Source organism: Nocardioides sp. IC4_145 (assembly GCF_011250565.1).
Lineage (GTDB): Bacteria > Actinomycetota > Actinomycetes > Propionibacteriales > Nocardioidaceae > Nocardioides.
In genome coordinates this window covers 232,530-252,028 of the sequence record NZ_JAANMS010000001.1, presented here as the reverse complement: position 1 = coordinate 252,028, position 19,499 = coordinate 232,530, and the positions used below count along the sequence as shown (strand labels likewise).

Here is a 19,499-nt window from a genome sequence, read left to right as displayed (position 1 = left end):
ACGGCCCGCTGCCGACCGGCGGCAAGGTCCGCCCGATGACCCGCTGGGGCACGCCGGTGATGCACCGCCCGCAGCAGCCGGTGACGGCGTACGACGCGGAGCTGCGGTCGCTGGTCGCCGACATGGTGGCGACGATGTACGCCGCGGACGGCGTCGGCCTGGCCGCGTGCCAGATCGGCGTCGACCGGGCCGTCTTCGTCTTCGACTGCCCCGACGACTCCGGCGAGCGGACCGTCGGCGTGGTGTGCAACCCCGAGCTCGTCCTCCCCGAGGGCCGCGACCGCCGGCTCGAGGAGTCCGAGGAGGGCTGCCTGTCCTTCCCCGGCGCGTTCGTCGAGTGCGCGCGCCCGGACTTCGCGACCGTGACCGGCACCGGCCTCGACGGCGAGCCGGTCACGTTCTCCGGCGACGGGCTGCTCGCGCGGTGCCTCCAGCACGAGACCGACCACACGCGGGGCACGGTCTTCGGCGACCGGCTGCCCACCAAGCTGCGCAAGAAGCTGCAGAAGCAGCACGACAAGCTCGCCGGCGACTACCCCGCGGACTGGCCCGTCGGCGAGGAGTGAGTCCCGGCGTGGGCCGGGCGGGCGAGCGCGTCGACGGTCGCCCCGAAGAGCCACGGCAGCCGCTCCGCGGTCGGCACGAGCGCTGAGCGGCTCGACCGCCGGCTCGTCGCGCCGAGCAGCGCGGAGGTGAGCCAGCGGTAGCGCCGGGTCAGGCGTCGCCAGTCCTGCTCGTACGCCGCGACGTCGCCGCGGGCGACCGCCTGCACGGCCGCGCCGGCCTGGGCCACCGCGAGCGCGATCCCCTCGCCGGTCAGCGCGTCGACGTAGCCGGCCGCGTCGCCGACGAGCAGCACCCGGCCGGCGGTGCGGGCGGTGGCGTCCTGCCGCAGGGGTCCCGCGCCGCGGTCCGAGCCGGAGCGCGCGGCGCCGGCGACCCGGTCGAGCAGCTCGGGGAAGGCGGCCAGGTGGTCGTCGTACGAGCCCGTGCGGGTGGTGAGCACCGCGACGCCCACCAGGTCGTCGGCCACCGGGGTCACGTAGGCCTCGGCGTCGCGCGCCCAGTGCACCTCGACGTGGTCCGACCAGGTCCGGACGGCGTAGTGGCGGCGCAGCCCCCGCCGCAGCTGGCGCCGCCGGGGGCGGTCCAGGCCGAGCGAGCGGCGCAGCGGGGAGTGCAGGCCGTCGGCCGCGACGACGTACCGCGCGCGGTGCCCACCGACCGTGACGCCCTCGTCGTCCTGCTCGAGCCCGTGCACCCCGACGTGCTCGACCCCCACGCCGGCGGCGGCGACCGCCCGGCTGAGCGCGTCGTGCAGGGTCGTGCGGCGCACGCCGCGGCCGCGGCCGGACCGGAAGTCGGCCTCGACCCGGCGGGCGCCGGCGACGTACCGGATCCCGAGCAGGTCGTGCCCGGCCGGGTCGACGCCGAGGTCGGCCAGCGCGGCCACCGCGCCGGGCATCAGCCCCTCCCCGCAGGCCTTGTCGACGGTGCCGGCGCGCTGCTCGAGGACCGTGACGTCCAGGCCGGCGCGGGCGGCGTGCAGGGCGGTCGCGAGGCCGGCCGGTCCCCCGCCGACGACCACGAGGTCCTTCACGCCGCAGCACCGCCGGGCACGCGGCCGGTGAGGTTCGCCAGCGCGGCGTCCTCGGCGCGGATCCGGGTGGCCAGGAGGCCGGCGTTGAGCACGGTGAACACGACCGCGGTGATCCACGCGCCGCCGACCAGCGGCAGCGCGAAGCCCTCGACCACGACGGCGACGTAGTTGGGGTGCGGGATGCAGCGGTAGGGACCGCCGGTCACGCGGGGTGCGCCGGGGACGACGATGACGCGGGTGTTCCACTGGCGGCCGAGGGTGCGGATGCACCACCAGCGCAGCGTCTGGGACGCGAGGACGAGCACGAACATCGACCAGACCAGCGCGGCGGGCGGCTCGGGCCGGCGCACCCACACCTCGACGAGCGCGCCGACGAGCAGACCCGTGTGCAGCACGACCATGAACGGGTAGTGACCGCGCCCGGACTCGACACCGCCCTGGGCCAGGCTCCACGCTGCGTTGCGGTTGGACACGACGAGCTCCGCGACCCGCTCGACGGCCACGGCGGCCACGAGCAGCGTGAAGGCGACCTCCAGGCTCACGCGGTGGCCCCCGGGGCGTCCACGGCGTCCCGGGCGGTCCCCGCGTCCGGCGCACGCAGCAGCACGAGCTCGGAGCAGAAGCCAGGGCCCATGGCGAGCATCAGCCCGTAGGAGCCGGGCCGGGGTGGCCGGTCGGCGAGCGTGTCGGCCATGACGTGCAGCACCGAGGAGGAGGACAGGTTGCCGATGCGGCGCAGCGAGTCCCACGTCATCTCGAGCGCGTCGCGGTCGACCTCGAGCGCGTCCTGCAGCGCCTCGAGCACCTTCGGGCCGCCCGGGTGCGCGACGTACCACTCGACGTCGTCGTGCGTGAGCCCGTGGTCGGCGAGGAAGCCGCTCACGTCGTCGCCGACGTGCTGCCGGACGAGGTCCGGCACCGAGGAGTCGAGGACGATCTTCAGGCCACCGGCGCCGACGTCCCAGCCCATCGTGCGCTCGGAGTCGGGGTACATCCGGCTGCGCGAGGCGAGCACCTCGGGCTGGGTCGGCTCGGCGACCTGCGCGAGCGGGTGGTCGGCGCCGACCGCCACCACCGCGGCGGCGCCGTCGCCGAACAGGCCGCTGGCGACCAGGTTGGCCACCGAGGTGTCGTCGCGCTGCAGGGTGAGCGAGCAGAGCTCGACCGACATCAGCACCGCGACCCCGTCGGGGCGGCCGCGCAGGAGGTCGTGGAGCCGGGCGACGCCCGCCGCGCCGGCCACGCAGCCGAGGCCCACCAGCGGCAGCCGGACGACGTCGGGGCGCAGTCCGATCTCCTGGGCCACCCGTGCCTCCAGCGACGGCACGGCGAGGCCGGTGACGGTGCAGGAGACGATGACGTCCACGTCGGCCGGCGTGAGACCGACCGCCTTGAGCGCGTCGACCACGGCCCGGGCGCCGAGCTCGACGCCGGCGCGGATGAACACGTCGTTGGACTCCCCGAAGTCGCCCAACCCGGCGTACTCCTCGAGCGGCATCGCGGTGTGCCGCGTGTCCACGCAGGCGTTGCCGTGGAAGCGCTCGACGACGGCTGGGTTGACCGACCCCTCGATAAGCGTGTCGGTGAAGGAGGCGGTGATCTCCTTCTGCGCGTAGCGGTGCTCCGGCAGCGCCCCGCGGACGCTGACGACCCGGCTCGGGCGGCTCGGGAGGCTGGTGGCGGTCATGCGGGCTCCTTGAGGGCGGGCGGTCGCGGGTCGAGGCGGGTGGCGGGCGGAGGTCTGAGCAGCGCGCGGCCGAGCCCGAGCGCGAGGGACGGGGTGAGCCGGCCCCGGGCGAGGCCGAGCTCGACGAGGTCGTCGAAGACGCGCTGGTCCGCCGCAGCGGCGGCGATGCCGGCCTCGAGCACCCGGCTGCTGCGGGTCAGGGTCGCGGCCAGGGCGGTGTGGCGCAGGTGCGGCAGCAGGATCGTCCGGGTCGACCGGCGGTGCAGCGCCCCGGCGCGCTCGGGACTCCCCCGGCGCAGTGCCTCGGCGGCGGCGCGGCCCGCGGCCAGCCCGGTCGCGACGGCGTAGAAGATCCCCTCGCCGGTCAGCGGGTTGACGAGGCCGGCCGCGTCGCCGACGAGCAGGACGCGGCCGTTGCGCGGGCGCCACCAGGCGGTCGACAGCGGCAGGTGGTGTCCCTTCCAGTCGGTGCCGCCGGCGGTCACGCCGGGCAGCAGCCGCTCGAGCCGCTCGAAGAGCTCTGCGCGGGTGGGGGCGGGCCGGTCGTCGTGCAGCACCTCGCCGTACCCGACGTTGGCGGTGCCGTCGCCGGAGTCGAAGGACCAGGCGTACGACGGCTGGTGCTCGGTGCCGAGCTCGATGACCTGGCGGCCGGCGTGGGCCGCCGTGACCGGTGCGTAGCCGCGAATCGCCAGCGCCACCGGTCCGCGCGGCCGGTCCAGCGCCCGCCGGACGACCGAGTGCGCGCCGTCCGCCCCGACCACCACAGCCGCGGGCAGCTCGCCGTCGAGCACGACGCACCCGGGCTCCTCGTGCAGCGCGCGGACCCGGTGCCGCCGCAGCTCGGCACCCGCGGCGACCGCCGCCTCGACCAGGCGTGCGTCGAGGACGGCCCGCGGGACGACGTACGCCGGTCGGGCCATCGTCCGCTCCGCCTCGACGCCGCCGCGGACCAGCCGCAGGCGGTCGACCGGCGTCCGGTCGGCGAGCAGCCCGGTGACGCCGGCCTCGGCGAGCAGGTCGAGCACGTGCGGGGCGACGCCGTCGCCGCACGCCTTGTCGCGGGGGAAGTCGGCGCGGTCCAGCAGGAGGACCCGCAGCCGCGGCTCGGCGTGGAGCGCGCCGATCGCGGTGGCGGCGCCGGCCGGCCCGGCGCCGACGACGACGAGGTCCCAGCGCTCCTTGTCCCGGCGCTCCTCGCGCGGGCTCATCCGGCGGCCACCAGCAGCACGACGTCGAGCAGGGCGACGGCGACGGCAGCCCGGAACGGCGTCCGTCCTCGGGTCACCAGCGTCACGGCCGCGAGGGCCACGGCCAGCGCTAGGGTCGCCCAGGCCCACGCCGGCGGGCTGCCGGCCGGGCCGAGGACGGCGGCGACCGAGGCGCCGGCGAGCAGGGCGGCGGCCAGCACGCGCGAGGGCGTCGCCCCGATCCGGTGCGGTAGTCCGCGCACGCCGGTGCGCTCGTCGTCGTCGAGGTCGGGCAGCGTGTTGAGCAGGTGGGCGCCGACGCCGAGCAGCGCGCCCGCGGCGGTCATCCAGGCCGGCGCCCAGGCGGGGTCCGGCCCGGCGAGGGTGACGACGGAGGGCAGCGTGCCGAAGGCGCAGGCGTAGGGCGCCCAGGACCACCACGTCGCCTTGAGCCCGAGGTTGTATGCGTGGCCCGCGCCGGCGCCGAGCACGACGTTGACCAGCGCGCTGCGCCAGCCGACGGACCCGGAGAGCACGAGGCAGGCCACGGCCGAGGTGCCGAGCGCGACAACCACCCACCGCACCGGCAGCGCGCCGGTGACCAGCGGCTTGTCGGTGCGGCCGACCGCGCGGTCGCGCGGCAGGTCGCGCAGGTCGTTGCCCCAGCCGATGGTGAGCTGGCCGGTCAGCACGGCGGCGGTGACGAGCATGGCGTCGGTCGCGCCGAGGTCGCTGCGGACCGCCAGCAGTCCGGCGATCGTGGTGACGGCGAGGGCGGGGCCGCCGTGGGCGGCGGCGAGCAGCGCGGCGACGCGCCCGGACCGGGGCCGGGCGCGCGGACCCGATCGGGCGGGGACCGCGCTCGTCGTCACGGCCGGCGCCGCACGGCGACCGGCCCGCGTCGTACGGCGTCGCTCACCGCCCCGATGACCGAGCGGGGGCGCAGGGCGGGCGTGCGCCCGGAGGCGGCGTCCTTCATGCCGGCGACGACCTCGGCGAAGACGGTCGGACCGTCCTTCGTCGGTGCCCAGCCCAGCTCGACCCGGGCGCGGGTGGTGTCCATGGTCGGCAGTGCGAAGCCCATGTCGAGCCAGCCGGTGTCGACCTGCTGGAGGCGGGCGTGCCAGGCGGCCGACATGACCGCCCGGACGACCTGCGACGGGACGTGCACGAGCCTGGCGCCGAGCGCGTCGGCAATCACCTGCGCGGTGACCGGCGGGTCGGCGGCGAGGTTGAACGGCCCGGCCGCCCCCTGGCGGAGCACGGTCGCGATCGCCTCGGCCACGTCGTCGGTGTGGACCATCGGGATGACGAGGCCACGGTCCATCGGGAGGACCGGCAGCAGGCTCAGGGCGCGGGACGGGACGAGGGCGGGTACGCCGTAGCGCAGCAGCGCCGACCCGGCGGCGCGCTGGCCGACGATGCCGGGGCGGATCCGGGTGACGACCCGGTCGGGGTGGGCCGTCTCGTGCTGGTCCAGGAGCCGTTCGGCGGCGGACTTGTGACGGCTGTAGCGGCTGGTCGGCACGCCCTCGGTGGGCCAGGACTCGTCGACGGGCCGGTCGTCCTGCTTGGGGGCGTAGGCGCCGACCGAGGACATGTGGACCACGTGGGGCACGTCCACCTCGGTCACCGCGCGGAGCACCCGACGGGTGCCGCCGATGCCGGTCTCGGCGAGGTAGGTCAGGTCGTGAGAGGGCTGGAAGCCCCAGGCGAGGTGCACCACCGCGTCGGCCCCGCGGAACGCCTCGACCAGCGTGTCGTGGCAGGCGTCGGTGCTGAGGTCCACGCTGTGCCAGGTCACCCCGTCGCCGTGGGCGCTGTCGTGGTCGCTGTCGTGGTCGCTGTCGTGGTCGCTGTCGTGGTCCTCGGGTGGGCGCCGGGCGAGGCCGACCAGGTCGTGGGTGCCGTCGGCCTGCAGTCGTCGCACCAGCGCCGAGCCGATGTTGCCGGACGCTCCGGTGATCGCGATGCGCATGAGCGCTCGGTGCCCCGCGCGCGGGGGCCTCACACGGCTTCTCGCGGTGTCCGCCGACCGGCGGTCGTGTGCCTGCGGACGCGCCGAACCGCGTCGTGGGGCACACGACCGCCCGCCCGGTGGCTCGGGAGCGCGGGAGCCCGGGCGGTCTGGCCCGTCCAGGCGTACCTCGCACCCCCGGTCGAGGGACCCGGGACACCGTGTCGTGCGGGTGGTCGAGCGCCGGTGGCGGTGCGGGCCGGGTTCAGCCGGCGGGGGTGCGGGTCACAGGTAGCGACCGCAGTGCGGCCACGGCGACCGGCCGCGCTGCTTGTAGAGCAGCTTCGCGCGGTAGGTCTGCTCCCCCGCCGAGGCCCGGTGCGGCATGCCGCGGCCGCCGACGCTGCGCCAGGTGCCGGTGTCGAACTGGTACAGGCCGTAGTAGCCGGCCGCGTTGACGGCCCGCGGGTTGCCGCCGGACTCGCAGCGGGCGAGCCCACGCCAGTTCAGGTGGTCGGCGGCCGGGACGGACCGGCGCGGGGCGCCGACGAGCACCCGGCGCGGCCGCGGGTCCCGGACCATCTGCTTGCGGACGGCGCGGTCGACGACGCGGGCGTTGTGGGTCACCCGGATGACGCGCACCTTGCGCACCCCCGGGCGGCCGTCACGCACCACGCGCCGATGGCCGGGTCGCAGCGACGTCGTACGCCGCTCCTCGACGCCGGCGCGCACCTTGACGCGGCGGGTGTCGACCTTGCGCTCGACCCGGACGACCTTGACGGTGTCCCCACGGCGGAGCCGGCGCTGCTCGCCGCTCACGCGGCGGTCGGCGCGCAGGACGCGGACCTGGTCGCGCCGGGAGACCTCGACGCCCTGCTGGCGCAGGACGCCCGCCGGCCACGCGGCGGAGGTGCGCACCGGTCGCGTGTCGTTCCGGCCGACACGGAGGCGGACGGGCGTGGCTTCCGACGGGTCGGCAGCAGCAGCCACGGCCTCGGTGCCGGCGGGCGCGGGCCCGCTCTCGGCGGCCGTGGCCGTGGCGGGCAGCAGCGCCAGGACGACCGCTGCCGTGAGGGTCGAGGTGGCCGTGAGCCGGGACGGACGGCCGATGGGCAGGACGGAAGGCAGGACAGGGTGCAGGTGCATGAGGGGGAGGTCCAAACGGGATGTCGACGCCCTCGCCGTGCTGCGAGGGTCTCCGGGTCGTGACACGGCCGGCGTGCGGCCGCGGGAGCCCGCCCGGAACGGCATCAGGGGCCGCCCGGCGGAACGGCCGTCGACGGTACGTGAGGCCCCCGGGTGAGTCGAATCAGGAGACGCCGGACCGCCGATCCGGCCGGCCACGGCCGCCGGGCGGACAGCCGAGGAGCCGGGCCTGGCGGCGTTCCAGGGGTGCCGGTGTGACGTCGGTCGCGTGTGCGGGTGGAGGGGCCGGGTACCCGGCTCGCGTCCGCACCCGGAAGGAGCACCTGCCATGACCGAGCCCACCGACCTGCGTGCCCGCGCCGCCGAGCTGCCGGAGGGCGACGTCGTCGCGGTGCTGCTCGATCAGCACGACCGCATCCGTGAGATGTTCCGCACGGTCGCGGACGCCGACGGGGAGCACCGGCAGCAGCACTTCGACCGGCTGCGCGCCTTCCTCGCGGTCCACGAGACCGCCGAGGAGATGATCCTCCGGCCGGTCACCGCCCGGACCGACGCGGGGGTGGCCGACGCGCGCAACCGTGAGGAGGCGGAGTCCAACGTCGTGCTCGCCGAGCTCGAGCACCTCGACGTGGCGAGCGCGGAGTTTGGCGACCGGCTCCGGGCGTTCCAGGAGATGGTGGTCGACCACGCCGAGGCCGAGGAGCGCGAGGAGCTCCCGCGGATCCTGGAGACCTGCGACCAGCCGATGCGTCGAGTGATGGGCAAGGCGCTGCTCGCCGCGGAGGCGGTCGCCCCCACACACCCGCACCCCTCGACCGCCGGCTCCCCCGCCGCCCAGTGGATAGCCGGACCGGTCGCCTCACTGGTCGACCGCACCCGCGACGCGATCCGCGCCGTCACCCGCTGACGCGCCGGCCTGCGCCGGCCTGCGCCGGCCTGCGCCGGCCTGCTTGAGGCGGTCGGTCGTCCGCGGTCGGCTGGATATGCGGTCGGCCGGGATTGGTCGTGTGCCTGAGGCCGCGGCCGGCCGCGTCGAGAGGCACACGACCCCCGTGGCGGCCCGACAGCGGCCGGTGACCCCAGCAGCCCGATGACCCAGCGGCGGTCGTGCTCCCGATGACCGAGCGGCGGTCGTGTGCCCGATGACCGAGCGGCGGTCGTGTGCCCGAGGACGCGCCGGAACGCGTCCAGAGACACACGACGCCCGTGGGGCCGGGGCGGCCGGGGCGGCCGGGGCGAGTGAGCGCCAGGCCAGCCGCGGGGCCGGGTACGCCGTGCCGCCGCCGGCAGCGCAACCACCCCGGGAGTGGTGCGACGCGAGCGGCGTCAGCGGCGGGCGGTGACGTAGCAGGCGACGGCGGTGGCGGCGGCGACGTTGAGCGAGTCGACCCCCTCGGCCATCGGGATGATCGCGCGCCGGTCGGCGGACTGCTCCCAGCGCGGCGAGAGCCCGTGGCCCTCCGACCCGAGCACGAGCGCCACCTTGTCCAGCCCCGCGACGGCGTCCTCGATCGGGGACGAGTCGTCGGCGAGGGTGAGGGCGACGGTGGTGAAGCCGCGCGCGGAGAGGTCGGGCAGGGCGTCGTACCAGTCCGGGAGCCGGGTCCACGGCACGTTGAAGACCGTGCCCATCGCGACCTTGATCGAGCGCCGGTAGAGCGGGTCGGCGCAGCGCGGGGCGAGCAGGACGGCGTCGAAGCCGAGCGCGGCACCGGAACGGAAGATCGCCCCGACGTTCGTGTGGTCGACGACGTCCTCGAGCACGAGCACCGACCGGGCGCCGTCGAGGACGTCGTCGACCGACGGCAGGGAGCGCCGCTCGAGCGAGGCGAGCGCGCCGCGGTGGACGTGGAACCCGGTGACCTGCTCGGCGAGCGCCTCGGACAGGACGTAGCAGGGTGCGTCGGAGCGGTCGAGCACGTCGGCGAGCCCGTCCAGCCAGCGCGGCGCCATCAGGAAGGAGCGCGGGACGTGGCCGCCCTCGACCGCGCGGCGGACGACCTTCTCGCCCTCCGCGAGGAACAGCCCGTGCTCGGCCTCGAGGTTCTTGCGCAGCTCGACGTCGCGCAGGTCCCGGTAGTCCGCGAGCCGTGGGTCGGCGGGGTCGGCGATCTCGACGATCGTGGCCATTCAGGCGCCGTCCCCGCCCGAGGAGCCACCCGCGCGGTCGCCGAAGCGTTCGGGGTGGGCCACCGCGACGACGTCGCCGACCACGATGATCGCCGGCGGCTTGACCCGCTCCGCCTCGAGGTCGGCGGCGAGGGTACCGAGGGTGGAGAGCACCGTCCGCTCCCCCGGCATCGTCCCGTCGCACACGACGCCGACGGGGGTCCCGGCGTCGCGACCGCCGGCGACGAGCGCGTCGGCGATCGCGGGAGCGTTCTGCACCGCCATCATCAGCACGAGCGTCCCGCGCAGCTGCGCGACGGCCGCCCACTCGGTCAGCGACTCCGGGTGGCCGGGCGGCAGGTGGCCGGAGATCACGGTGAACTCGTGCGCGACGCCGCGGTGCGTCACCGGGATCCCGGCGACCGCGGGCACCGACACCGGGCTGGTCAGCCCGGGGATGACCGTCACCGGCACGCCGGCCTCGCGGCAGGCGAGGACCTCCTCGTAGCCACGGCCGAACACGAAGTTGTCGCCGCCCTTGAACCGCACGACCCGCTTGCCGGCGAGCGCGCGGTCGACGATGACGCGGTTGATCTCCTCCTGCTGCGCGCTCCGCCCCCGGGGCAGCTTGGCGACGTCCACCAGCTCCACGTCGGCCGGCAGGTCGCCGAGCAGCTCCCGCGGCGCCAGCCGGTCGGCGACCACGACGTCGGCGTCCATGAGCGCCTTGCGGCCGGCGACGGTGATCAGCTCCGGCTCCCCCGGACCTCCGCCGACCAGCACGACGCCCGGCGCACGGTCGCGTCCGCGGCGCGTCGCCAGCACCCCCTCGCGCAGCTGCTCGACGACCGCGTCGCGGATCGACGCGGAGCGCTGCGGCTCACGGTTGCTCAGCACCGCGACCGTGACGCCGTCGTGCCGACCCGTCGCCGGGGTCCACGCCGTGGCGCGGGTGGCGTCGTCCGCCCGCACGCAGAAGACCCGCCGCGCCTCCGCGGCGCGGCTGACCCGCTCGTTGACGGTGGGCAGGTTCGTCGCGGCGATGCAGTACCAGGTGTCGTCGAGGTCTGCGTCGTCGAACTCACGTTCGTGCCAGGTCAGCTCGCCGGACCCGACCAGGCCCTCGATGGCGGGGGTGGCCTCCGGGGCCACCACGTGGACGTCGGCGCCGGCCGCGATCAGCTGCGGCACGCGCCGCTGGGCGACGTGTCCCCCGCCGACCACGACGACACGGCGGCCGGCCAGGCGCAGGCCGGAGGGGTACGTCGGGAAGTCGTCCACCCGCCCATCCTCCCGTGTGCGGGCCGGCGGCTGGTGGTACGGGTTCGGGGACCGGACTACGTTCGGTCGCGACCCGCCTCTGCGATAGGAGCCCGATGTCCTCGTCCCTCGACCGCCCGGTGAGCCCGAACCCCTACGACCTGCTGCCGGCCGTGCCGTCGTTCACCGTCACCAGCACCGACGTGACCGACGGGCAGCCGTTGAAGCAGGACCAGGTGGCCGACGGCGGCGACACCTCGCCGCAGCTGTCGTGGTCGGGTGCGCCCGAGGGGACGAAGAGCTACACCATCACCTGCTTCGACCCCGACGCCCCGACGCCCAGCGGGTTCTGGCACTGGGTGCTCGTCGACGTGCCCGCCGACGTCACCGAGCTCCCCGCCGGCATCGGCGCGGAAGGCAGCGAGCTGCCCGGGTCGGCGTTCATGTGCCGCAACGACGGCGGGTCGAAGGCGTTCACCGGCGCCGCGCCGCCGCAGGGCGACCAGGTCCACCGGTACTTCTTCGTCGTCCACGCCGTCACCGAGGAGACCCTCGGCGTCGACTCGGACGCCTCGCCCGCCGTCGTGTCGTTCAACCTGGCGTTCAAGACCGCCGCCCGCGCGATCCTCCAGGGCACATACCAGCACTGAGCAACCGGCGTGTCGAGACCCGGTGACGGGCGTGGGGCCCGGCCCATCGTCACCGGGGTTTCGACACGCTCGCTTCGGTCGCTGCTCAACCAGCGGAGCCCGAGGCGCGGCGGAGGAGCTCCTCGAACGGTGTGGGCGCGGCCAGCTCGTCGTCGACGGAGCGGCGGGCGGGGCCGGCGGCGTCGGCAGGGCTGACCTTGCCCACCAGGGCGGCCAGCTCGCCGGCGGCGCGGGCGATCCGCTGCTCCAGCTCCGGGCTCGCGAAGTCCTCGGTCGCGGCGAACACCCCGGTCGGGACGACGACGGCGCGCAGGTAGGCGAAGAGCGGCCGCAGGGCGTGGTCGAGCACCAGCGAGTGCCGGGCCGTGCCGGCGGTCGCGGCAACCAGCACCGGCGTCCCGTCGAGCGTGCCGGGCTCCAGCACGTCGAAGAACGTCTTGAACAGCCCGGAGTACGACGCGGAGAACACCGGCGTCACGACGACCAGCCCGTCGGCGGACCGGACCGCGTCGATCGCCGCCGCCAGCCGCGGGCCGGGGAAGCCGGTCAGCAGGTGGTCGGTGAGCTCGTGCGCCACGTCGCGCAGCTCGACCACGGTGACGTCGACCTCCTCGAGCGCCTGCGACGTCGCGGCGGCGAGCCGGTCGGCCAGCAGCCGCGTCGACGAGGGGTTCGAGAGGCCCGCGGAGACGACCACGACCGAGGTCATGCGAGCACGTCCTCGGCGCGGTGACCCGTGGCGGAGTCGGCGGCGGCGTACACCGTGGCGTCCTTGGCCCCGCCGGCGGCCGCGACCAGCGAGCCGTGGGTGGGCGCGTCCGGGACGTGCGCGGGACGACCCTCGGCGAAGCCCTTGCGCATCTCCGGGAGGATCTCGCCGAGCAGGTCGAGCTGCTCCAGCACCGTCTTCAGCGGCAGGCCGGCGTGGTCGACGAGGAACAGCTGGCGCTGGTAGTGCCCGACGTAGTCGCGGAACGACAGCGTCCGCTCCAGCACCTGCTGGGGCGAGCCGACGGTCAGCGGCGTGGCCTCGGTGAAGTCCTCCATCGAGGGGCCGTGGCCGTAGACCGGGGCGTTGTCGAAGTAGGGACGGAACTCGTTCCACGCGTCCTGGCTGTTGCGGCGCATGAAGAACTGCCCGCCCAGCCCGACGATCGCCGTGTCGGCCGGGCCGTGGCCGTAGTGCTCGAAGCGGCGGCGGTACAGGTCGACCATCTGCTGGGTGTGCGAGGCCGGCCAGAAGATGTGGTTGTGGAAGAAGCCGTCGCCGTAGTACGCCGCCTGCTCGGCGATCTCGGGGCTGCGGATCGAGCCGTGCCACACGAACGGGGGTACGCCGTCCAGCGGCCGCGGCGTGGAGGTGTAGTCCTGCAGCGGCGTGCGGAAGCGGCCGGACCAGTCGACGACGTCCTCGCGCCACAGGCGGTGCAGCAGCGCGTAGTTCTCGATCGCGAGGTTGATGCCCTGGCGGATGTCCTTGCCGAACCACGGGTAGACCGGACCGGTGTTGCCGCGGCCCATCATCAGGTCGACGCGGCCGTCGGTGAGGTGCTGGATCTTGGCGTAGTCCTCGGCGATCAGCACCGGGTCGGTGGTGGTGATCAGCGTGGTCGCGGTCGACAGCACGATCCGCTCGGTCTGCGCGCCGATGTAGGCGAGCGTCGCGGTGGGGTTGGAGGAGATGAACGGCGGGTTGTGGTGCTCGCCGGTCGCGAAGACGTCGAGCCCGACCTCCTCGGCCTTCTTGGCGATCGCCACCGTGGCCTTGATCCGCTCGTGCTCGGTAGGCGTGCGTCCGGTGGTCGGGTCGGTGGTGACGTCCCCGACGCTGAAGATCCCGATCTGCATGACGGTCCCCGTCTCTCGCGGTCGCTCCGCGGCTCGGCGTGATGGAAATGGCTGGTTGAAAGGCGAACTATCCGTGTCAACGAGGGATCCGGTCAGGCTATTCCGCGACAGTGGCGGCATGCGTCGCGTGCCGTGGTGGATCCCTGCCCTCGTCCTCCTCGCGACCGTGGCCCAGCTCGCCGTCGCCCAGTGGGTGCCGGGCATCGAGCGCTTCGAGGGCAAGGCGTTCGGAGCGCGGCTGGTCGCCTATCCCCTCCTGATGCTGCTGGCGCCCGCCGTGTGGTTCCTGTGGGCCCGGCAGGCGTCGTCGGCGGGCTCCGAGACCGGCGCTGCGCGCCTTCCTCGACCAGCCGATGGGGCGCCGCACGGCGCGTTCACGCTGGTGATGCTGCCGTTCCTGGTCGACGTGACCGGCAACAGCCTCGACCTCTACGACGCGGTCGTGTGGTGGGACGACCTCAACCACCTCGTGAACTGGTTCCTGCTCTGCGCCGGGCTCGGGCTGTTGCTGTGCCGCTCGGTCCGCCCGGCCTGGGCGGTGGTCGTGCTCGTGACCGGGCTCGGCGCCGCGCTGGCGATCGGGTGGGAGCTCGGTGAGTGGTTCACGTTCATCCGGCACGGCACCGAGGCCGACACGGCGTACGAGGACACCCTGGGCGACGAGGCGCTCGGGACGCTCGGCGCGCTGGTGGCCGGGTTCCTGGTGGCGCGGAGCGTCAGTCGTGGAGCAGCCGGCCCTCCTCGAGCCTGAGCACCCGGTCCGCGATGGCCCGGACCCGCGCGTCGTGGCTCGAGACGAGCACGGCGCTGCCGGCCCGCGCCGCCCCGACCAGCGCGGCGGTGACCAGCTCGGCCCGGTCGTCGTCCTGGTGACCGGTCGGCTCGTCGAGCACGAGCACCCGCGGCGAGAGCACCAGCCCGCGCGCCACGGCGATCCGCTGCTGCTCACCGAGCGAGGTCTCCCCCACCCGCCGGTGCGCGAACGCGCCGAGGTCGAGCTCGTCCGCGAGGCGGGCGAAGGGCACGGCCGGCGTGGTGGAACGGTACGTCGGCAGGAGCACGTTCTCCTCGACGCCGAGCCCCTCGACGAGCCCGTGCTGCTGGGGCACGACGGCGACGAGCGACCAGTCCGCGGCCGCGGCGGGCGACCGGCCGTCGACCTCGACCGTGCCGACTTCGGGCTCCTCGAACCCGGCCGCCAGGTGGCACACGGTCGTCTTGCCCGAGCCCGACGGGCCGAGCAGCGCCACGAGCTCGCCGGGCTCGACCGACAGCGTGATGTCGTGGAGGACCGCGACGCGGCGGCTGCCGGCGCCGTACCCGTGGCTCACGCCGCGCAGCGACAGGCCGGTCTTGCCGTTCATGCCGGGTCCTCGGGCGCCCGGAGCCGCACGTGCTCGCCGTCGGCCTCGACGACCACCCGGCGCGACGGGAACCGGGCGAGCAGCGCCGGCGGCAGCTGGAGCCGCCCCGCGTTGTCGATGACGGCGACCGTCTCGCGGGACTGCGCGGTCTCGCTGGACAGCACGCCGTCGCGCAGCCGCAGCAGCCGCCCAGCCCGTTCGGTCACCCGCGGGTCGTGGCTGCTCACGACCACCGCGCTGCCCTCGTCGGCGGCCGCGGCGAGCGCGTCGAGCACCCGGTCGGCGTGGCCGTGGTCGAGCTCGGCGGTGGGCTCGTCGGCGACGACCAGCGCCGGGCGGGCGACCAGCGCCATCGCGACCGCGAGCCGCTGCTGCTCGCCACCGGACATCGTGGCCGGGCGGTGGCCGCCCCGGGCCCCGAGCCCGACGACGTCCAGGACCGCGTCGACGTCCGCGTGCCGGTCGCGCCGCCAGCTGGCGACCTGGCGGACGTGTGCGGCGGCGGTGAGGTGCGGGAAGAGCCCGGTGGACGCGCGCTGCGGGACGTAGCCGATCCGCCGGTGGCGCAGCCGGCGCAGCAGCGCCGCGGAGGCACCCGCCACGTCGCCGCCGAGCACGCGGAGCTCGCCCGCGCTCGGGCGCTCGCGGGCCGACAGCAGGGTCAGCAGGCTGCTCTTGCCGCTGCCCGACGGGCCGGCCACGACGGTCAGCGAGCCGGGCAGCAGCGCCAGGTCCACGCCGCGCAGGGCGTAGGTCTCCCCCGTCGCCGACCGGTAGACCCGGGTCAGGTCGGCGGCCTCCACGACCGGCCCGGGGAGCACGTCACCCGTTGCCACGCAGCACCTCCGCACTCGATCGGCCCCGGGCCCGGGCCAGGCCGACCCCGGCGGACGCGAGGACCATCGCGACGCCGAGCGCCGCGACGGCCAGCACCTCGGTCAGGCCCACCCGCGGGCGGCTGACGGGCAGCACGGAGGTCACCTGGTCGACCAGGCTCGGGCCGAGCAGCATCGCCGCTGTCGTCACCAGCGTCGCGACACCCGCGGTGAGCACGGCCCGCACCACCTCCCAGGTCCGCGCCGCGGCGAGCTGCCGCGGCCGCCAGCCCATCCGGGCCAGCAGCACGTCGGAGACGGCGTCCCGGTCGGCCAGCCGGAGACCGAGGGCCAGCGCGCTCGCCAGCGCGAGCAGCAGCACGACCAGCCCGAGGACGACGACGTACTGCGCCGCCCACGACGACGACAGGAGTCCCTCGCCGACGGCGGCGCCGGCCATGGTGACGACGTCGTCCGGGACCAGGCCGATGCCGCGCAGCCGGTCGCGGAGCTCCTCGGGCGCCGCCTGCGACCAGACCTCGGCGGTGAAGGGGCCGGTGGCGTCGACCGACAGCGGGTCACGGGGGTCGAGGTAGCCCGGCAGCCGCGGGAAGACCACGCGGCTGCTCGCGACCACCGCCGCGTCCCCGGTGCGGGCCTCGGAGCCGGGGAAGGCGGGCAGGACGCCGACCACGATGTAGGGGAGGCCAATCTCCTCGTTGACCTCCAGCGTCCCCCGGTCCCCGACGGCGCGCTCGGTGTCACCGGCGAGGAGCACCGGTACGCCGTCGGCGGCCGGGTCCGCGAGCCGGTCGATCAGGTCGCGCCCCGGCGCCAGCGTGCCGGTCGAGCCCCAGTCGGCGACGTCGCCGAAGGTGGGCGGGTCGATCGTCAGCAGCTGCTGCGCGCCGAAGACCGGCGGCAGCGTCGCCCGCTGGCGCCAGACCAGCGTGGAGCCGTCGACCGGCGGCGGGATGGCCCGGCGACCGGTGCCGCGGAGTGCGTCCTCGAAGGACGTGACGGTCGGAGCGCCGACGAGCGCGGCGACCTTGTCGTCCGCGCCCTCGACGAGCCCGCGGTGGACGGTCAGCGTGTAGGCGAACAACCCGAGCGTGACGGCGAGCACCGCCGTCAGCGCCTGCTGGCCGCGGTCGGCGGCGGCCGCCCCGGCGGACCGGCGGCCGGCGAGCCAGCGAGCGCCGCCCGGCCGTGCGCCGGGCAGCCGGACGAGACCGGCGAGCCGCACGACGACGGCGGCCGCGGAGGCGGCGACCAGCAGCGGCAGCACGGTGGTCAGCGGCGAACCGCCCCGGCGGGCCGGGTCGGTGGAGAGGACCCCGACGAGCACCACAGCGGTCGCGACGAGGACGAGCGGCCCCCACGGGACGGCGCGGACCCGGGCGCCGAGCCGGCCGCGCCCGCCCACCTCCGCGCGGAGCGCCGCCAGGACCGCGACCAGGCTCGGCAGCAGCAGCACGAGCCCACCGCCGAGCAGGGCCAGGCCGCGGTCACCGGCCGTGAGGTCGCCGAGGCCCAGGTCGGCGGGCGGGCCGGCGACGTCGATCGCCACCACCGCGGCCACGGTGCCGAGCGGCACGGCCACCAGCGCGACCGGCAGCAGCTCGAGCAGCGTGAGGGCGCCCGTCGCGGCGGGGTGGACGCCGAGGCCGGCGGACAGCGCCTCCTCCCGGCGGCGGCTCCGCCCGACGAGCACCCACGCGGTGAGGAGCAGCGCGGCGGCGAGCACCTGCCCGGCGGTGGCGTAGGGCCCCACCTGCTGCTCGGCGCTCGACGCGGCCTCCGTCGCCTCGTCCACCAGGTCGGGCAGGCCGGAGGCCAGCTCGAGGCGCGTCCCGATCGGCACGGCGCGTTGGGTCGCCCGGGCGAGCTCGGTGCTGTCGTCGAACGCCTCGACCGCGAGCTGCTGGAGCGCGGCGACGGCGCCCTCGGCCAGGTCCGGGTCGAGGGCGGGGTCGGCCGCGAGGTCCACGGCGTACAACGGTTCCTCGTCGACGGCGCGGGCGAGTCGGGCGAACGTCGCCCGGCCCGTGACCACGAGCGGGCTGGCGGAACCGGGGCGGGCCGGGTCGAGCGGCAGCACCCAGTCCTCGCTCCCGGGCGTGTCGGCGACGGCGGCCGGCAGCACGGAGCCCGGGGCGGGGTCGTACGTGCCGGCCAGCGGGGCGCCGGCGTACCGCGAGGCGGCGGAGGTCGCGGAGACGCTCTCGAGCCCGACGCGCACCCGGTCGCCCGGCACCACGCCGAGCCCCTCGGCGATCTCCGTGGGCAGCCAGACGCCTCGGTCGTCCTCGTCGCCGCCGAGCGCCTCGACGACGCCGTCGTGGGTGAAGAGCGCCGCGCCCGTCGACGTCCCGCCCACGCGGACGACGGCCCGGAGCCGCCGCTCCTGCGCCGCCCCCGCCGCGCCGAGGACCGGCGGGCCGAAGCCGGGGAGCGCGTCGAGGCGCTCGAGCACCAGCCCCTCGCCCGGGGTCGGCAGGACGCCGCCGACCCACGACGCGCGGAGGTCCGCGGACGCGCCCGGCGCCGGCTCGGCCGCCGCCGTCTCGACCCGGGCGTCGAGCGCGGCGGTGCGCGCGCTGGTGCGGAAGAGCGCGGGCGCGACGACCGAGGCGACCAGCAGCGAGGCCGCGAGGAGCACCAGCACGAGCCAGCCGGGCGAGTGCAGGAGCCGGGCGGGCGCGGTCGTCCAGAGCGGGTGCCGCCCCCGGTGCGGGGTCGGCACTACTGCCCGCCGGCCCGGTGCAGGACCAGCACGGCACGGTCGTCGTCGCCCCGCGGCACCTGGTCGATGATCCGGCGGGCGGCCCCGTCGAACCCACCGTGGCGGCCGTCGACGGCCTCGCCCGCGGTCCGCTGGAGCCAGACGATGCCCGCGTCGATGTCGGTGCCGCGCGACTCGACCACGCCGTCGGTGTAGAACATCAACGCGTCACCGGGCGCGAGCGTGCCGGTGGAGGCGTGCAGCTCGGGCTCCGGCACCACCCCCAACGCCGTGCCGCGGGCGCCGTCCACGTGCCAGGCGCGGTCGGCCGCGTCGTACCGCAGGGCCGGCGGGTGGCCCGCGCTCGTGACCGTCCACCGCCCGTCGCGCAGGTCGACGAGCACGTGGACGGCGGTGGCGAAGGACTCGTCGGCCCGCTGCCGCAGCAGGAAGGCGTTGGCGGCGCGCAGCAGCTGCTCGGGCGGCAGCGCCCCGATCAGGCCGCCGAGCGCGCCGGCGAACTGCAGCGCCTGTGGCCCGACCGCGATGCCCTTGCCGCAGACGTCGACGAGCACCATCTCCAGCCGGTGGCCGTCGTCGGTGAGGTCGGCGACGAGGAAGTCGCCGGCGTAGCCCGTGCCGTGGGAGGCGATCATCGCGCTCTGCGCCGACCAGCCCGCCGGGAGCTCCGGCACCGTGCCCTGTGCCTGCAGCCGGCCCTTGAGCTCGGTCAGCAGCGACTCGCTCAGCAGCGTCGGGAGGCCGCTGCGCCGACGTCCCGACTGGACGAGGACGAGGGCCGCGCAGACGAGCAGCGTGATCGCCACCGAGACCCGGGCGTCCGTCAGCGGGCCGTCGTGGGCCATGGCGACCAGCGCCACGACGAGCACGAGGCCGGTCAGCGGCACCAGCGGCTGGAAGCGGAGCGTGAGCATGCCGAGGATGAGCCACACGACGTACGTCGCCGCCGGCAGCGTCCCGTAGTCCACCCACGACACCACCCCCGAGACCAGCACGCCGACGACGAGCAGCGCGAGGACGCGCACCTGGCTGTCCCAGGAACCCGAACGCCAGTCGCTGACGAACGTCCCGGACCGGCCCACGGCCCGAAGACTAGTGGCGCGGACGACCCGCGGGACGCGTTCTCC

19 protein-coding genes are annotated in these 19,499 nt (G+C 76.0%); 4 read left to right on the top strand and 15 right to left on the bottom strand.

Annotation, left to right across the window (positions count from 1 at the left end; all coding sequences use genetic code 11):
• The coding region (gene def / locus G6553_RS01305) for a peptide deformylase (RefSeq protein ID WP_242679817.1) at nt 1–566 on the top strand (566 nt) is incomplete at its 5' end.
• Here the strand turns inward: def and G6553_RS01300 are convergent.
• The 7 genes from G6553_RS01300 to G6553_RS01270 form a co-directional block, all read right to left on the bottom strand.
• Nucleotides 533–1,600, bottom strand: coding sequence for an NAD(P)/FAD-dependent oxidoreductase (locus G6553_RS01300; RefSeq protein ID WP_166188413.1), 1,068 nt, complete (start codon nt 1,598–1,600; stop codon nt 533–535). The two genes, def and G6553_RS01300, sit on opposite strands and share 34 nt — an antisense overlap.
• Nucleotides 1,597–2,142 carry an isoprenylcysteine carboxylmethyltransferase family protein gene (locus tag G6553_RS01295; RefSeq protein WP_166188411.1) on the bottom strand — a complete coding sequence of 182 codons (546 nt, stop codon included), beginning with the start codon at nt 2,140–2,142 and terminating at the stop codon, nt 1,597–1,599. Before G6553_RS01295 ends, G6553_RS01300 begins: the two co-directional genes overlap by 4 nt.
• A complete protein-coding gene (locus tag G6553_RS01290) occupies nt 2,139–3,287 on the bottom strand; it encodes a 3-oxoacyl-[acyl-carrier-protein] synthase III C-terminal domain-containing protein (RefSeq protein WP_166188409.1) in 1,149 nt (382 codons plus the stop codon). Before G6553_RS01290 ends, G6553_RS01295 begins: the two co-directional genes overlap by 4 nt.
• Nucleotides 3,284–4,498: a geranylgeranyl reductase family protein gene (locus tag G6553_RS01285; protein ID WP_166188408.1), complete on the bottom strand. Its 1,215-nt coding sequence runs from the start codon at nt 4,496–4,498 to the stop codon at nt 3,284–3,286. The genes G6553_RS01290 and G6553_RS01285 overlap by 4 nt, the downstream gene beginning before the upstream one ends.
• Nucleotides 4,495–5,349: a UbiA family prenyltransferase gene (locus G6553_RS01280; protein WP_207619178.1), complete on the bottom strand. Its 855-nt coding sequence runs from the start codon at nt 5,347–5,349 to the stop codon at nt 4,495–4,497. Before G6553_RS01280 ends, G6553_RS01285 begins: the two co-directional genes overlap by 4 nt.
• A complete protein-coding gene (locus G6553_RS01275; protein ID WP_166188406.1) occupies nt 5,346–6,455 on the bottom strand; it encodes an NAD-dependent epimerase/dehydratase family protein in 1,110 nt (369 codons plus the stop codon). The genes G6553_RS01280 and G6553_RS01275 overlap by 4 nt, the downstream gene beginning before the upstream one ends.
• Before the next feature lie 264 nt (nt 6,456–6,719).
• Nucleotides 6,720–7,580: a resuscitation-promoting factor gene (locus G6553_RS01270; protein WP_207619177.1), complete on the bottom strand. Its 861-nt coding sequence runs from the start codon at nt 7,578–7,580 to the stop codon at nt 6,720–6,722.
• A gap of 328 nt (nt 7,581–7,908) precedes the next feature.
• Between G6553_RS01270 and G6553_RS01265 the strand changes: the two genes are divergently transcribed.
• Complete coding sequence (locus G6553_RS01265) at nt 7,909–8,487, top strand: hemerythrin domain-containing protein (protein WP_166188404.1); 579 nt, start codon at nt 7,909–7,911, stop codon at nt 8,485–8,487.
• A 419-nt stretch (nt 8,488–8,906) separates the two neighbouring features.
• Here the strand turns inward: G6553_RS01265 and G6553_RS01260 are convergent, their stop codons facing one another.
• Nucleotides 8,907–9,710 carry an RNA methyltransferase gene (locus G6553_RS01260; RefSeq protein ID WP_166188403.1) on the bottom strand — a complete coding sequence of 268 codons (804 nt, stop codon included), beginning with the start codon at nt 9,708–9,710 and terminating at the stop codon, nt 8,907–8,909.
• Nucleotides 9,711–10,970 carry a uroporphyrinogen-III C-methyltransferase gene (gene cobA, locus G6553_RS01255; protein WP_166188401.1) on the bottom strand — a complete coding sequence of 420 codons (1,260 nt, stop codon included), beginning with the start codon at nt 10,968–10,970 and terminating at the stop codon, nt 9,711–9,713.
• 95 nt (nt 10,971–11,065) lie between these two features.
• Here cobA and G6553_RS01250 point away from each other — a divergent pair, with 95 nt between their 5' ends.
• On the top strand, nt 11,066–11,599 hold the full coding sequence (locus tag G6553_RS01250; RefSeq protein ID WP_166188399.1) for a YbhB/YbcL family Raf kinase inhibitor-like protein: 534 nt from the start codon (nt 11,066–11,068) through the stop codon (nt 11,597–11,599).
• Nucleotides 11,600–11,684: 85 nt separating this feature from the next.
• On the opposite strand, the gene G6553_RS01245 is transcribed toward G6553_RS01250, so the two are convergent.
• Nucleotides 11,685–12,308 (bottom strand): FMN reductase, encoded by a 624-nt coding sequence (locus G6553_RS01245; protein ID WP_166188397.1) that lies wholly within the window; start codon nt 12,306–12,308, stop codon nt 11,685–11,687.
• Nucleotides 12,305–13,447, bottom strand: coding sequence for an LLM class flavin-dependent oxidoreductase (locus tag G6553_RS01240; RefSeq protein WP_166188396.1), 1,143 nt, complete (start codon nt 13,445–13,447; stop codon nt 12,305–12,307). Before G6553_RS01240 ends, G6553_RS01245 begins: the two co-directional genes overlap by 4 nt.
• Before the next feature lie 118 nt (nt 13,448–13,565).
• Between G6553_RS01240 and G6553_RS01235 the strand changes: the two genes are divergently transcribed.
• Nucleotides 13,566–14,198, top strand: coding sequence for a hypothetical protein (locus tag G6553_RS01235; RefSeq protein ID WP_166188394.1), 633 nt, complete (start codon nt 13,566–13,568; stop codon nt 14,196–14,198).
• Here the strand turns inward: G6553_RS01235 and G6553_RS01230 are convergent.
• From G6553_RS01230 to G6553_RS21960, 4 genes are read right to left on the bottom strand one after another with little or no spacing between them, the layout of a single operon-like run.
• The gene (locus tag G6553_RS01230) at nt 14,164–14,811 is read right to left on the bottom strand and encodes an ATP-binding cassette domain-containing protein (RefSeq protein ID WP_166188392.1); all 648 of its coding nucleotides are present in this window, start codon (nt 14,809–14,811) and stop codon (nt 14,164–14,166) included. The genes G6553_RS01235 and G6553_RS01230 overlap by 35 nt on opposite strands.
• Nucleotides 14,808–15,647 carry an ATP-binding cassette domain-containing protein gene (locus tag G6553_RS01225; RefSeq protein WP_166188390.1) on the bottom strand — a complete coding sequence of 280 codons (840 nt, stop codon included), beginning with the start codon at nt 15,645–15,647 and terminating at the stop codon, nt 14,808–14,810. The genes G6553_RS01230 and G6553_RS01225 overlap by 4 nt, the downstream gene beginning before the upstream one ends.
• A complete protein-coding gene (locus tag G6553_RS01220; RefSeq protein ID WP_166188388.1) occupies nt 15,634–18,372 on the bottom strand; it encodes a hypothetical protein in 2,739 nt (912 codons plus the stop codon). The genes G6553_RS01225 and G6553_RS01220 overlap by 14 nt, the downstream gene beginning before the upstream one ends.
• A complete protein-coding gene (locus G6553_RS21960) occupies nt 18,372–19,454 on the bottom strand; it encodes a PP2C family protein-serine/threonine phosphatase (protein ID WP_166188386.1) in 1,083 nt (360 codons plus the stop codon). The genes G6553_RS01220 and G6553_RS21960 overlap by 1 nt, the downstream gene beginning before the upstream one ends.
• Nucleotides 19,455–19,499: the final 45 nt, after the last annotated feature.